The 14,625-nt window shown below is 59.9% G+C and carries 10 protein-coding genes and 2 pseudogenes; 6 read left to right on the forward strand and 6 right to left on the reverse strand.

Annotated features, from left to right (window positions below; translation table 11 throughout):
- Nucleotides 1–65: 65 nt before the first annotated feature.
- The 6 genes and pseudogenes from ABJ99_RS24560 to ABJ99_RS24585 form a co-directional block, all read left to right on the forward strand.
- Nucleotides 66–611 (forward strand): annotated as a pseudogene (locus ABJ99_RS24560) (acyl-CoA dehydrogenase family protein); the annotation flags it as partial.
- Entirely contained in the window at nucleotides 611–1,969 is a 1,359-nt protein-coding gene (locus tag ABJ99_RS24565; RefSeq protein ID WP_054088005.1) for an LLM class flavin-dependent oxidoreductase, read from the forward strand. The pseudogene ABJ99_RS24560 and the gene ABJ99_RS24565, both read left to right, overlap by 1 nt.
- A gap of 246 nt (nucleotides 1,970–2,215) precedes the next feature.
- Nucleotides 2,216–3,004: a MetQ/NlpA family ABC transporter substrate-binding protein gene (locus ABJ99_RS24570; protein WP_054088006.1), complete on the forward strand. Its 789-nt coding sequence runs from the start codon at nucleotides 2,216–2,218 to the stop codon at nucleotides 3,002–3,004.
- Nucleotides 3,001–4,125 carry a methionine ABC transporter ATP-binding protein gene (locus tag ABJ99_RS24575; RefSeq protein WP_054088007.1) on the forward strand — a complete coding sequence of 375 codons (1,125 nt, stop codon included), beginning with the start codon at nucleotides 3,001–3,003 and terminating at the stop codon, nucleotides 4,123–4,125. Before ABJ99_RS24570 ends, ABJ99_RS24575 begins: the two co-directional genes overlap by 4 nt.
- Nucleotides 4,115–4,759, forward strand: a complete 645-nt coding sequence (locus tag ABJ99_RS24580) for a methionine ABC transporter permease (protein ID WP_003341491.1) — start codon at nucleotides 4,115–4,117, stop codon at nucleotides 4,757–4,759. The genes ABJ99_RS24575 and ABJ99_RS24580 overlap by 11 nt, the downstream gene beginning before the upstream one ends.
- A 51-nt stretch (nucleotides 4,760–4,810) precedes the next feature.
- Complete coding sequence (locus ABJ99_RS24585) at nucleotides 4,811–5,434, forward strand: class I SAM-dependent methyltransferase (protein ID WP_054088008.1); 624 nt, start codon at nucleotides 4,811–4,813, stop codon at nucleotides 5,432–5,434.
- 259 nt (nucleotides 5,435–5,693) lie between these two features.
- Here the strand turns inward: ABJ99_RS24585 and ABJ99_RS24590 are convergent, their stop codons facing one another.
- The 6 genes and pseudogenes from ABJ99_RS24590 to ABJ99_RS24615 all read right to left on the reverse strand — a co-directional run bounded on the left by ABJ99_RS24590 (nucleotide 5,694) and on the right by ABJ99_RS24615 (nucleotide 14,594).
- Nucleotides 5,694–8,795 carry an efflux RND transporter permease subunit gene (locus tag ABJ99_RS24590; RefSeq protein ID WP_054088009.1) on the reverse strand — a complete coding sequence of 1,034 codons (3,102 nt, stop codon included), beginning with the start codon at nucleotides 8,793–8,795 and terminating at the stop codon, nucleotides 5,694–5,696.
- Nucleotides 8,792–9,862: an efflux RND transporter periplasmic adaptor subunit gene (locus tag ABJ99_RS24595; RefSeq protein ID WP_054088010.1), complete on the reverse strand. Its 1,071-nt coding sequence runs from the start codon at nucleotides 9,860–9,862 to the stop codon at nucleotides 8,792–8,794. The genes ABJ99_RS24590 and ABJ99_RS24595 overlap by 4 nt, the downstream gene beginning before the upstream one ends.
- Nucleotides 9,859–10,977 carry an efflux RND transporter periplasmic adaptor subunit gene (locus ABJ99_RS24600; protein WP_054088011.1) on the reverse strand — a complete coding sequence of 373 codons (1,119 nt, stop codon included), beginning with the start codon at nucleotides 10,975–10,977 and terminating at the stop codon, nucleotides 9,859–9,861. Before ABJ99_RS24600 ends, ABJ99_RS24595 begins: the two co-directional genes overlap by 4 nt.
- Before the next feature lie 662 nt (nucleotides 10,978–11,639).
- Nucleotides 11,640–12,143: pseudogene (locus ABJ99_RS24605) on the reverse strand (RHS repeat-associated core domain-containing protein); the annotation flags it as partial.
- Between the two features lie 144 nt (nucleotides 12,144–12,287).
- Nucleotides 12,288–13,052 (reverse strand): RHS repeat-associated core domain-containing protein, encoded by a 765-nt coding sequence (locus ABJ99_RS24610; protein WP_054088012.1) that lies wholly within the window; start codon nucleotides 13,050–13,052, stop codon nucleotides 12,288–12,290.
- A gap of 522 nt (nucleotides 13,053–13,574) precedes the next feature.
- Complete coding sequence (locus ABJ99_RS24615) at nucleotides 13,575–14,594, reverse strand: ABC transporter substrate-binding protein (RefSeq protein ID WP_054088013.1); 1,020 nt, start codon at nucleotides 14,592–14,594, stop codon at nucleotides 13,575–13,577.
- Nucleotides 14,595–14,625 lie beyond the last annotated feature (31 nt).

Genomic DNA, 14,625 nt, shown 5'->3' on the forward strand with positions numbered 1-14,625 from the left:
TGAAAAGAATCGGGAGCACAGCATCAAGCTTCAATGGCTGGTTGGGAATGTGGGGTTCATGAGGCGCTTACGATGTAGTGCCGTTTCAGAGCGCGTTCGAGCGACCCACCACGGTCGGTCCGCTGGCGCAGATTCTCCATGCGGCGATCGACACCGGCATCGCTCGCGCAGCGTTCGAGGATGCGCTGATCTTCGTCCGCACCCGCACTCGTCCGTGGATCGATTCGGGTATCGAAAAGGCCGTGGACGACCCGCTGACGCTGCACAGCTTTGGCAGGCTCGGTATTCGTCTGCACGCTGCCGAAGCCCTGCTGGAGCGGGCCGGTGAGTTTCTGGATGTCGCCCAGGCCGACAGCAGCGCCGAGCACGTGGCCGCTGCATCCATCGCCGTTGCCGAAGCGCGCGCCATCAGCACCGAGATTTCCCTGGCGGCGGGCAGCACACTGTTCGAGCTGGCCGGCAGCCAGTCCACCCTCGCCGAACATGGCCTGGATCGCCACTGGCGCAACGCTCGCGTGCACACGCTGCACGATCCGGTGCGCTGGAAGTTTCACGCCATTGGCAATTACTACCTGAACGACACCAACCCGCCGTTACGGGGGACGATCTGATGGCGCGCAAGAAGATCCTCCTCAATGCGTTCAACATGAACTGCATCGGCCACATCAACCATGGGCTGTGGACACACCCGCGTGACACCTCGACGCAATTCAACAGCCTTGAATACTGGACCGACCTGGCGAAACTGCTGGAACGTGGCTTGTTCGACGGGCTGTTCATCGCAGATATCGTCGGCGTGTATGACGTCTATCAGAACTCGGTGGACGTCACCCTCAAGGAAGCTATTCAGCTGCCAGTCAACGATCCGCTGCTGCTGGTCTCGGCAATGGCGAGTGTGACGAAACACCTGGGTTTCGGCCTGACCGCCAACCTGACCTATGACGCGCCGTATCTGTTTGCCCGGCGCATGTCGACGCTCGATCACCTGAGCCGTGGCCGGGTGGGCTGGAATATTGTCACTGGTTATCTCGACAGCGCCGCACGGGCCATGGGTCTGAGCGAGCAGAACGAACACGACCGCCGCTACGATCAGGCCGATGAATACCTGGAGGTGCTCTACAAACTCTGGGAAGGCAGTTGGGAAGACGATGCGGTGATCAACGACCGCGAGCAGCGCGTCTACGCCCAGCCGGGCAAGGTCCACAAAATCCGGCACCAGGGCGAGTTCTATCAGGTCGAGGGCTATCACCTCTGCGAACCGTCGCCGCAACGCACGCCGGTGCTGTTTCAGGCGGGCAGCTCGGAGCGCGGTTTGCAGTTTGCCGGGCAAAACGCCGAGTGCGTGTTCATCAGTGGCCAGAACAAGGCCGCGACCCGTGGGCAGGTGGACAAGGTGCGCGCCAGCGCGGTGCAGGCCGGCCGCAACCCGGAGGACATCAAGGTGTTCATGGGCCTCAACGTGATTGTCGGGGCGACCGAGGTGCAGGCCCGCGAAAAGCACGTCGAGTACCTTCGTTACGCCAGCGCCGAGGCCGGCGTGGTGCACTTTGCGGCCTCGACCGGCATTGATTTCGCCGAATACGAGCTGGACGAACCCATTCAGTATGTGAAGAGCAACGCCATTCAGTCGGCGACCAAAAACCTGAAAAACAACGACTGGACACGCCAGAAACTGCTTGATCAGCACGCACTGGGCGGACGCTATATCACCTTGATCGGCTCGCCTGAGCAGGTCGCCGATGAGCTGGAATCGTGGATCGAAGAAACCGGCCTGGACGGCTTCAACCTGACCCGCATCGTGACGCCGGAGAGTTACGAGGACTTCATCGATCTGGTCATCCCGGAGCTGCAACGCCGCGGGTCTTACAAGACCGCTTACGAAGACGGCAGCCTGCGCAAAAAACTGTTCCCGAAAGGGACGGACCGCTTGCCGGAACGGCATGCGGGGGCGGCACACCGGCATATTTGACGACGACATGCGCGCCCACGCTGAAGCGCTCAGCGTTATACACAGATTTTGTGGGAGCGGACCGGGCGACGCTTTGCTTGTCCGCGAAGACGGTGATTCAGACGATTTATTTTCGGAGAATGCACCGGCCCTTTCGCGAACAAGTTCGCTCCCACGGCCTTCGGCCAGAATCAAAAACAGGTCTGTGTATAACGATGAGCTCAGGCCGTAGGGACGAGACTTAGGGATTTTTAAAAGGACCGCACCATGACCAACACCCTTGCAGCACTGGCCCTTGGCTTATTGACCCTGACCGCTCACGCTGCCGATGCGCCGTTGAAAGTCGGCACCACCGCGGCGTTCGCCATACCGCTGGAAGCCGCTGTGGAAGAAGCCGGCAAGCAGGACCTGAAAGTCGAGCTGGTCGAGTTCACCGACTGGATCGCCCCCAACGTCAGCCTCGCCGCCGGTGACATCGACGTGAACTACTTTCAGCACATTCCGTTTCTGACCAACGCCAACGAAGCCGCCGGTTTCGGACTGGTGCCCTACGCGCCAGGGATCATCAACAACGTCGGTCTGTACTCGAAAAAGTACAAGAGCTTCGATGAGCTGCCAACCGGCGCCACCGTGGCCATCGCCAACGACCCGATCAACAGCGGGCGCGGCCTGCAACTGCTCGCCAAGGCCGGGCTGATCACCCTCAAATCGGGCGTAGGCTTCAAGGCCACCGAAGAAGACATCACCGCCAACCCGAAGAAACTCAAGCTCATTCAGGTTGAAGCCGTGCAACTGGTGCGTGCCTACGATGATGCCGATCTGGTGCAGGGCTACCCCGCCTACATCCGCCTGGCCAAGACCTTTCCCGCTGACTCGGCGATTCTGTTCGACGGCATGGATCACCCGGAATACGTGATTCAGTTCGTCATCAAACCTGACCATAAGGACGATCCACGTCTGGCCAAATTCGTCGATATCTATCAGCACTCGCCGGTCGTCCGGGCGGCGCTGGACAAGGTCAACGGCAAGCTCTACCAGGTAGGATGGAAGGAATGACGGCAACCGCGCAACGGCAACTCGACACCACGGGCTCAGGTCAGTTGGCGCAACAGGCCGAGCGGCACCCGGAGTTGAACCGCGCCCATGTTCGCTTCATCAACCTGGGCAAGACCTACCACGGCAAACAGGGCCCGGTGGAGGCGCTGGGCGGCATCGACCTGGCCATCCAGCGCGGCGAGATTTTCGGCATCATCGGCCGCAGCGGCGCAGGCAAGTCGTCGCTAATCCGCACCATCAATCGCCTGGAACACCCCAGCAGCGGCCGGGTGCTGATCGATCAGGTGGACATCGGCGAGTTCGACGAAGACAAACTGGTGGAACTGCGGCGACGCATTGGCATGATTTTCCAGCACTTCAACCTGATGTCGGCCAAGACCGTGTGGCAGAACGTCGAGCTGCCGCTCAAGGTAGCCGGCGTGCCGAAGGAGCAACGTGCGCGCAAGGTGGCGCAGTTGCTGGAGCTGGTGGGTTTGCAGGACAAGCACAAGGCGTATCCGGCGCAATTGTCCGGCGGGCAGAAACAGCGCGTCGGCATCGCCCGCGCACTGGTGCACGACCCGGCGATTCTGCTCTGCGACGAAGCCACCTCGGCACTGGACCCGGAAACGACCCAGTCGATTCTCGGCCTGTTACGCGAGATCAATCAGCGCCTGGGCCTGACCATCGTGCTGATCACCCATGAAATGGCAGTGATCCGTGATATCTGTCACCGCGTCGTGGTGCTGGAGCAAGGCCGAATCGTCGAGCAAGGCCCGGTCTGGCAGGTGTTCGGCGACCCGCAGCACGAAGTCAGCAAGACCTTGCTGGCACCGCTGCAACTCGGGCTGCCCAAAGAGTGGGCCGAGCGCCTGAGCCAATATCCGCAACGGCCTGATGCGGCCATCCTGCTGGATGTGCATTTCACCGGGGTCAGCGACGAGGGGCCGGACCTGGCCGCGTTGTTCGCGACGCTGGGCGGCAAGGTGCAACTGTTGCAAGGCGGGGTCGAGCGTATTCAGGACCGCGCCATCGGCCACCTGATTCTGTTGATTGCCGGCTCGCCGCACAGTCGTGATGAACTGCTGGCGCGAGCCCGCCAACTGGCACCGCGTGTAGAGGTATTGGGTTATGTGGGTTGATCGCTTGCTGCAAGGCACCCTCGACACGTTTCTGATGGTCGGTGTGTCGTCATTGATCGCACTGCTGCTGGGCATCCCGCTGGCAGTGATTCTGGTCACCAGTTCCAAAGGCGGCATCTACGAAGCACCGGGGATCAACCGGGTGCTGGGCGGTTTTGTGAACCTGTTTCGCTCGATTCCCTTTCTGATCCTGATGGTGGCGCTGATCCCGTTCACGCGGATGATCGTCGGCACCACCTATGGCGTGTGGGCGGCGGTAGTGCCGCTGACCATCGCCGCCACGCCGTTCTTTGCGCGTATCGCCGAAGTCAGCCTGCGCGAGGTCGATCACGGCCTGGTCGAGGCCGCGCAGGCGATGGGCTGTCGGCGCTGGCACATCATCTGGCATGTACTGCTGCCCGAAGCGCGTCCCGGCATCGTCGGCGGTTTTACCATCACATTGGTGACCATGATCAACTCATCGGCCATGGCCGGTGCGATTGGCGCAGGCGGGCTGGGCGACATTGCCTATCGCTACGGCTATCAGCGCTTTGACACACAGGTGATGCTGACGGTGATTGTATTGCTGGTGGCCGTGGTGGCGCTGGTGCAACTGGGCGGTGACCGGCTGGCGCGCAGCTTCGACAGGCGCTGAGCAGCCGACCCTGAGGTATATTGGCGGTCTTCCTTTACCGGACCGCCTTTGATGAAACTCGATCCACAGACCCTTGCGCAGATCACCGCCGCGACCCTCGGCAATTACAACAGCGTGGCCGACGACTTCCGCGAAGGCACCCGCGACCACGACGTCAGCCAGAATATCGACGCCCTATTGCGCCATATCGAAGGGCCAGCACCCTGGCAGATTCTCGATTTCGGCTGCGGCCCGGGGCGTGACCTGAAGACGTTCACGGCAATGGGGCACGTTGCGGTCGGGCTTGATGGCTCCGAGCGCTTCGCCGAGATGGCCCGCGCCGAGACCGGTTGCGAAGTGCTGCAGCAGAACTTCCTTGAGCTCGATCTGCCGCAAGGCCGCTTCGATGGCATTTTCGCCAATGCGGTGCTGTTCCACATCCCCAGGCAGGAACTGCCACGCGTGCTGCGCGAACTGTGTGCCACGCTTAAACCGGGCGGCGTGCTGTTCAGCTCCAACCCGCGCGGGCAAAACCAGGAAGGCTGGCAAGGCGAGCGCTACGGCGCGTATCACGACCTCGAAACATGGCGCCAATTGCTGACCGACGCCGGGTTTACCGAGCTGGAACACTACTACCGCCCCGCCGGGCTGCCGAGGGATCAGCAGCCGTGGCTGGCGAGCGTCTGGCGGCGCTAGACTGCCTTTCGTGCTCCGTGTCATACACAAGTCTGTTTTTGACTCTGCCCGAAGGCCGTGGGAGCGGACCGGGCGACGCTTCGCTTGTTCGCGAGAGGGTCGGTATAGCCGCCGAAAATGCAGCGCCTAAAACATCGTCTTCGCGAACAAGTTCGCTCCCACGCCCTGCGGGCAGAAGCCTGAAAGCCCCATCTTGCGGGCGTTTCAGAGCTTGCATATAACGCTGAGCGTTGGAGCGTGCGTCTCGCTCCAACGCACATCAATGCGCAGGCTGTGCGTGTTCGCCCTCGTCCTTGTCCGCCGCTTGCTGACGCTGTTCGTCGGTCGGTTCCTTGATGCGATACCAGGCCACGTACAGCGCTGGCAAAAACAGCAAGGTCAGCAGCGTGGCGATGATGATGCCGCCGATCATGGCGTAGGCCATCGGCCCCCAGAACACTTCGCGGGCAATGGGGATCATCCCCAGGCTGGCCGCTGCGGCGGTCAGCAAAATCGGCCGACGGCGGTGTTCGGTGGCTTCGACCACAGCGTCCCACGGCAGATAGCCACTCTTTTCATAGGCATCGATCTGGGTCACCAGAATCACCGAGTTGCGGATGATGATGCCGATCAGCGCCAGCACCCCGAGAATCGCCACAAACCCCAGCGGCGTACCCGTCGGAATAAGCGCCAGCACCACGCCGATCAGCCCCAGCGGCGCGACACTGGCCACCAGGAACATCTTCTGCACGCTGTGCAACTGGATCATCAGGAACGTCGCCATAAGGAACAGCATCAACGGCGCAACGCTGGCAATCGGCCCCTGTGCCTTGCTGCTTTCCTCAACCGTGCCACCGGTCGCGACCTTGTAGCCCACCGGCAAACCGGCTGAAAACTTGTCGATTTCCGGCTTCAGTTGATTGACCAGATCGGTCGGCTGAATCTCGTCGAGTACCGAGCCTTTCACGGTGATGGTCGGCTTGCGATCACGCCGCCAGACCAGCGGCTGCTCAAGCTCATAGCCAACGCTGGCAAACGCCAGCAGCGGAATCGAGGTTCCGGTCGGGGTCACGATCTGCAGGTTCTGCAGGGTTTCCGGCGTACCACGCTCGGCGTCTTCAGCGCGTCCGACCACGTTGATCAGGTAGATGTCATCACGCACCTGCGTCACGGTAGAGCCGCTGACCACGCTGTTCATCAGTTTGGCGACGTCCTCGGACGACAGCCCCAGTTGCCTGGCCTTGTCCTGATTGATGTCAATGCGCAAAACCTTGCCCGGCTCGTTCCAGTCGTAGATCACTTCGCCCACATGCGGGTTGTGGTCCAGCAGCGTGGCCAGTTCGATGGCGTGCTGACGCACTTTGTCGATGCTCTCGCCACTGACGCGATACTGCAGCGGACGCCCCACCGGCGGGCCCATTTCCAGGGCTTGCACGTAGGAACCGATGCCGACGAAATCATCACGCAGACGCTTTTGCAGACGCGCGGTCAGTGCGCCCCGCTCTTCCAGGCCCTTACTGACAATCACCAACTGGGCATAGAAAGGATTTTCCAGTTGCTGATCGAGCGGCAGGTAGAAACGCACCGCGCCCTGCCCGATGTAGGTACTCCAGCGCTCGATGTCCGGATCGTCCTTTAGGTTCGCTTCAAAACGGTCCACCACCTTGCGCGTTTCGTTGATCGAGGCGTTTTGCGGCAGGTTCAGGTCAACAAGAATTTCCGGGCGGTCCGAAGACGGGAAGAACTGATTCTGCACGAACTGCATGGAGAACAGCGACGCGGCGAACAACCCTACGGTGATGCCAATCGCCAGCCAGCGATGGCGCATGGCCCAGAGCATGCTGCCGTTGAAGGCCCGGCCTACGCGGCCCGGCTCTTCGGATTTCGGCTTGATGTTGGCACTCAGAATGTGCACGCCGATCACCGGCGCAAACAGCACGGCAACCACCCACGACACCAGCATCGCCACGGCAATAACGGCAAACAGCGTGAAGGTGTACTCTCCCGCCGAGCTGTTGTTCAGGCCGATCGGCACAAAGCCGGCCACTGTCACCAGCGTACCGGTGAGCATCGGGAACGCTGTCGAGGTATAGGCGTAGGTTGCGGCCTGCTCCTTGGTTTCCCCCATTTCCAGCCGTGTGACCATCATCTCCACAGTGATCATGGCGTCGTCCACCAACAGACCGAGGGCGATGATCAGTGCGCCGAGTGAAATTCGCTGCATGGTGATGCCGCTGTATTCCATGAACACAAACACCATCGCCAGCACCAGCGGAATCGAACACGCGACCACCAGCCCCGCGCGAAACCCGAGGCTGACGAAGCTGACCAGCAGCACGATGATCACCGCCTCGAACAACGCGCTGGTGAAGCCGCCCACGGCCTTGTTCACCACCTCGGCCTGATCGGAGACCTTGTGTACGCCGATGCCCACCGGCAGCTCGGCGGTCGTGGCGTCCATGCGCTCGTGCAGCGCCTTGCCGAACGCCTGAATGTTGCCGCCCTTCTGCATGGCGATGGACAGGCCGATGGCCGGTTTGCCGTTGAAGCGAAACAATGGTTTGGGCGGATCAGTGTAACCGCGAGTAATGTCGGCAACGTCGCTCAGGCGATAAAAACGATCGTTGATCCGCAGGTTGACCGCTGCAAGATCCTTCTCGGAAGCGAACTGCCCGGAGGTGCGCACGGAAATCCGCTCCGGCCCGGCTTCGATCACCCCGGCAGGCGTCACCGCGTTCTGCGATTGCAGGCTTTGCACCACCTGGCTCTGATCGATACCCAGTGCAGCGAGTTTACGTGTGGAGAAGTTCAGGTACAGCACTTCATCCTGCTGGCCGATCATCTCGACCTTGCCCAGACCGGGCACGTCGCGGATGTCGGCACGAACCTTCTCGACGTAATCACGCAACTCGCGCATTGAGAAGCCGTCGGTGGTAAACGCATAGATCGAGCCGTACACATCGCCGAACTCGTCGTTGAACGACGGACCTTGCAGCCCTTGCGGGAACTGGCCACGGATGTCATCGACCTTCTTGCGCACCTGATACCAGATCTCCGGTATCGCCTTGGCGTTGGTGGTGTCACGCAGGTAAACGAAGACCGTGGACTCGCCAGGTCGGGTGTAGCTTTTCACGTAGTCCAGCGAGTCAAGCTCTTCAAGCTTCTTCTCGATGCGGTCGGTCACCTGCTCCAGGGTTTCGTCCACCGTCGCACCCGGCCAACGGGTCTGGATAATCATGGTCTTGATGGTAAAGGACGGGTCTTCCTCGCGCCCAAGCTTCATGTAGGAAAACACGCCCATCAACAGCGCGACGAACATCAGGTACCAGACAAACGACTGATGCTTGATGGCCCACTCGGATAAATTGAAATTCCCTTTCATCGCGGGCTTTCCTCCTCGACTTTGACTTTCTGGCCCGGCTTGAGACTGTTGACGCCTGCACTCACGACTTTTTCACCCGCTTTGACGCCGTCTGCCAGCACAAAGCTGTCGCTGTCACGGCTGATGATATTCACCTCTCTCGGGTTGACCGTCTGGCTCTGCGAATCGATGACCCAGATGCGGCGCTTGCCGTCGACGTCCTGCAAGGCGTTGATCGGCAGGCGCATACGCGGCGTGATGCTCGAGCTGAGCGTCACGCTGATCGACGTACCGAGCCGGAACGCAGGCGGCGTGTCAGTCAGCGACAGGCGCGCACGGCGAGTGCGCGTTGTACGGTCGGCCTGCGGTTCGATCTCGCGAATGATCGCCGTGGTGTTCACGTGCGGATCCAGTTGGCTGGCAACGGTGAACACCACGTCGTCGGGCAGTTGCTCGGCCAATACGGCAGGCATGTCGATCACGGCTTCCTTGATGTCAGGACGTGCCAGCGTCACCACTTCCTGCCCGGCGGTGACCACCTGCCCGGCTTCGACCTTCCACTCGGTGACCACCGCGTCGTGGTCGCTGCGCAGTTCGCTGTAGCCCAACTGATCGCGCGCCTGCTGCTCGGCGGCCTTGGCCTGCTCCAGCGATGAACGTGCGGTTTTCAGGTCGGTCTGCGCGATGTCCAGTTGCGCCTGGGCACCCACACCGCGGTCGAACAGTTCCTGCTGGCGGCGGGCATTGGCCTGGGCGTTGATCCACCGCGCTTCAACGTTGGCCAGATCGCCCTGGCGACCGCGCACGTTATTCTGCTGATCGGTCGGATCGAGTGTTGCAAGCAGATCGCCTTTCTTCACTTCGCTGCCGACGTCCACGTTGCGGCGGGCAATGCGCCCTGCCACCCGAAAGCCCAGCACGCTCTGATAACGCGCCTGGATATTGCCAGCGAAACGCCCGAAATCCTGCATCGACTCTGGCTGGGCTTCAACGAACACGACCGGTCGTATGGGCTCGGGCGGTGCTTCGTCCTTGCCACAGCCGCTCAGCAGAAGGCCGCCCAGCAACAGGCATGACATACGCTTCATGGCTGCACCTGCGCATTCTGCTGTTTGGGTTGTTCGGCAATCTCGACCTGCATATCAGGGTGTAACAACTGTCCGCCTGCCACCACAACGTTCTCTCCACCTTTCAGCCCATCGCCGATGATGACTTTGGAGGTCAGGTAACGGGTGACAGTCACCTTGCGCAGATTGACCTTGCCCTGCTCGTCGACCACCCACACAGCGGGTTTGCCCAAGTGCTCGCCGAGGTCCTTGGTCAGCGCCGACCACGGCAACTCGACACTGGCATTGGCCGGCGCGCTCAGCGCGACACTGACCACCGAACCCAGGTCCATGCCATCCGGCAGCGGGTCCAGAGCGATCTTGACCTGCAACGTCCCGGTTTGCGCCGAAACCGCCGGGGTCACTTCGCGCACCTTGCCGCCGACCTTGATGTCCGGATTGTCGAGCAACGTGACCTGCACGGCCTGGTCGGTAGGCGGCTGAACAAACAGCGATTCGTAAACATTGAACACCGCGTCGCGCTCACCATCACGCGCCAGGTCAAAAATAGGCACCGTCGCCTGCACCACTTGGCCAACTTCTGCCTGACGCGCCGTAATCACCCCCGGCGCATCCGCGACCAGCGCGGTGTAACTCAACTGTTCACGGGCATTGGCCAGTTGCGCCTGCGCGGCTTTCAACGAACTTTCGCTGCCGCGCACGGCCGCCTGTGCAGAGTCATATTCGCTGCGGCTGGTGTAACCCTTGGGCAACAGCTTTTGCTGGCGCACGAACGCAGCGCTGGCCTGACTGACGCGAGCCTGCTCGGCGGCCACAGAGGCAGCGGCCGAATCGACATTGATCTGCAGATCCTTGGGGTCGAGTCGGGCCAGCACCTGCCGTGCAGTGACCCGGTCGCCGACATCCACATTGCGCTGAATGATCTTGCCATTGACCCGAAACGACAGGCGGGTCTGCACACGGGCTTGAACATCGCCGGTCAATGCGACGCTGGCCGCGAAGTCGGCGCTTTTCACCGATTGCACGTAAACCCGTGGCAGTTCCGGCGCGAGCGGTTTCTCCTCGCCACAGCCTGCCAGCGTCGCCAAGGCAGCGGCCAGACCGAACGTAACCAGTCTTGAAATACGAACGGGCATGCAAACTCCTTGTGCGGCTGCCGGGTGCGGGCGTGATAAGGGCGAGAGGATAGCGTGACTATGCGACTGTAGGCGAGGGTGAGGGTTCCTTTTGGGGGGGGTATCAGGACCTGCGTATGCCTTAACCATCTCTACGATGAGAATGGGAGCGCCGGATCAGCGTTACCGACCAAATGCCGATGACGAAGCTCGTTGCGCCTCCAATTCCGCTGTCGTTCTTCAGTACTCCGAATATAGGTTAGTTTATTATAAGTTTCTACCATCGGGGTACTGGTCTTAGGCATCTCTTTGGCCATGTCTTTGAGGTTTTGCCATTTCAACACTTGAGAAGGCAAATACCCTCGAGCCTCTCCCAACGATATTGCACGCAGTTTATAGATAGTGTCCCTGCTCAAGGCATCTGCAGGCGTGTTAATAACTAGTGGCTTGATAGCAGTTCTCACCAACTCTTTCGTGGAGCGGGATGACAGAGAAAAATTGACAAGGTCATTACCCTGCGAGTAAGTAACTATTTTATCCAGGATATGAGGAGTACCAAGGAACGCGTCAAGTTCGCCAAACCCGGTTAGATCCAAGTGAGCAGTCGGCAAACGATTAGTTGGCTTCATAAGAGGACGAGAACGCGGCTTCGCGATACCCAATATCGTTCTAGCTTTAACTATATGCCCTATCGGGTCCTCCTGATTAATGGGGTCTCCTGCGCAATAGGCATAGGCATTCAACCCGCCTTTGCCAAACGGGCTCAAACTATCCGGACTGTTAAAGCGCATTAAAACCGGGTTGAACGCGCGATAGCCGTTACCCAGCAAGTAATGCCCGGTGATGGGGTCAGGCTGTTCGCCATTGAAACCGGGCAAACCCGCAATGGGCTGGGCAGCGTCATGATGGCCATAAGGCGAGTAGGCGAGTAGGCGAGTAGGCGAGTAGGCGATGTCAGTCTGTTGGCCCGCATTACTCGCGTGCAGCACACTGTTGTGCCGGTCGCCGGCGATCAGGGTCGCAGCAACCCTGTCGTTGTCACGATTTTGCTGAGCCAGCAGGTGACCTCCTGCACGGACAAATGTCCGTTGCGTTTCGCCCTGCAACTCGGCCATCAGTCGCTCGCCGTTGTAAAATCGCCGGGAGACGGCTTGAGCGAGTTGTGTCAGCGAGGACACGCGGTCCAGCGGGTCATAAGTTTAGGTGCAGAGGAGAGCCATGATCGATCCCTGATGATGGAGTCAGGCTTCAGCGTGAACCGATTCGGGATGAGAGGCTACTGCCATAAATGTCAGTAACGGGGGGAAGATGCCTGACAGGGGTAGCAAATATCACGAGCCCGTACGAATGAACGAAGCATCACTTAAGCGGCCAGGATCCTTAAGAAGGACAGGCACTGCCTTCTGGACCCGCTTGTCCATTATGGAACGAGCAATTGACCAGCCACGCAGCCCAGCCGTCGGGTAGGCAATAAGGATAGCGGCAATTCTCAGCGGGTGGATTGCTGGTGATTCAGGGTCAGCTTTTGTCAGAGCGAAGGAAGCGGTCCATGCCACAGTGGCAACCAGTGCAGACACTCCGGTGAATGCCGAGATTTTTTCCGCTCGAGTCGCCGGTCTTCTGGTCGCCTGTACTGGAGAAGTCAGATTATTGCTGGCGACAGCCTGAGGCTTCACTTTGACACCTTTAAATACAGCTCTTATAGGCGCACGGACCGCCAGCAAACCCATAATGCCGTTCAGGACCGCAGCACCGATGTAGAGGGAGGATTCCAGATCCTCAAGAAAACCATGCCCTGACGGATCAGAACGATTGACCGGGTCCCCCGCGCAACAGGCATAGGCATTCAAACCACCCTTGCCAAACGGGCTCAGGCTGTCGGGGCTGTTGAAGCGCATCAGCACCGGGTTGTAGGCGCGATAGCCGTTGCCCAGCAGATAGTGGCCGGTTATGTCGTCCAGAAGTTCGCCATTGAACCCCGGCAACGGGCCGGACTGTCGGGATACATCAGCAATAGCCCTGGCGAGCGGGGTGCGAGTCGCGATACGGTCCAGCGCGTCGTAGCTGTATTGGCACAGGCTGATTGGCTGAGGCATGGCGACTAACCGGGTTGCGATACATGAACATCACCGATGCTCACAATGAAGGGTTGAGGAGGCATCGGCTACTCGTAGAATTACTAGGTAGTTGATCATCGCTTATCTTTTAGCTGACAAGACCACCTTATGCAGCAGAATTAACCTGATTCTTGCCAAGGCTGCGCTTCGGGCAGAGGACGCAGAGCGTCCAGAACGGCATACTCACGCGGAGCACTCATCGTTATGCACAAGCCTTGGAGAGCCCGGAATACGTGCCTTTCAGACTTCTGCCCGCAGGGCGTAGGAGCGAACTTGTTCGCGAAGACGGTGTTTCAGACGACGCATTTTCGGCGATTATACCGGCCCTTTCGCGAACAAGTTCGCTCCCACGGCCTCCGGCCAGAATCAGAAGCAGACTTGTATATCACGCTGAGCGCGGAGCATGGGTACGATGGTGTTCCTGAGATCCCCTATCGTTCCTCAAGCTCTGCATGGGAATGCCCTTCATGACACTCCGCGTCACTTTCACACGGAAAAAAATCAACTCCCCTCAGCACCCTGCGCTTCTTCGAAAAAGTAATCCTTCCAGCTCGCCGCTTTGTTTTTCAACACGCCCAGTTCATGCAGTTTCTCGGCGTAGATGAAGGTGCGCTGCGGGGTGATGGTGAAGTCGATTTCCGGGTCGGAAACGATTTTCTCTACCAGCGACAGCGGCAGTTTCGACTGCTCGACGCGGATGTAGGTCTGCGCCGCTGCCGGTTTGTTGGCCTTGATGATTTTCTCGGCTTCGGCCAGTGCGTCGTAGAACGCCTTGTAGGTCTTGGGGTTTTGGTCGTGGAATTTTTCGGTGGTGTAGAGCACGTTGAACGTCGCCTGACCGCCGAGCACGTCATAGGAGCTGAGCACTTTGTGGACGTTGGGGTTTTCCAGCGCCTGGTACTGGAACGGCGGGCTGGAGAAGTGCGAGTTGATTTCCGAACCGCCCGCCAGCAATGCAGCGGTGGCGTCCGGGTGGGCCAGGCTGACCGAGATATTGTCGAATTTCTTGTAGTTGTCGTTACCGAAAAGCTTGGCGGTCTCGATCTGCAAGGTACGCGACTGGAAGCCCACACCCGCAGCAGGCACGGCGATGCGGTCCTTGTCAGTGAAGTCCTTGATGGTTTTCACATTGGGGTTGTTGGTCAGCAGGTAGTTGGGCATAGAGCCCAGCGAGGCGATGGCCTTGACGTTCTGCTTGCCCTTGGTGCGGTCCCAGATGGTCAGCATCGGCGGCACGCCTGCCGACACCACATCCAGCGCGCCGGCCAGCAGCGCCTCGTTCATTGCCGTGGCGCCGGAGATGCTGTTCCAGTCGACCTTGATGTCCAGGCCCTGTTCCTTGCCGTGTTTCTCGATCAGTTTCTGATCGCGCACCACGTCGAGTATCAGGTAGCCGATACCGAATTGCTGAGCGATGCTGATCTTGCCTTCCGCCTGCGCGCCGCCGCTGAGCAGTGCGCCGAACAGACCGATAGCGGCTGCCAGCACACTCAGTGCCGGGCGTTGAAATGCAGTTGTCATGTGGTTCTCACCCTGATTATTCAAAAGAAGA

Origin of the sequence: Pseudomonas syringae pv. cilantro, from assembly GCF_001293775.1 — a bacterium.
Taxonomy (GTDB): Bacteria; Pseudomonadota; Gammaproteobacteria; order Pseudomonadales; family Pseudomonadaceae; genus Aquipseudomonas; species Aquipseudomonas syringae_P.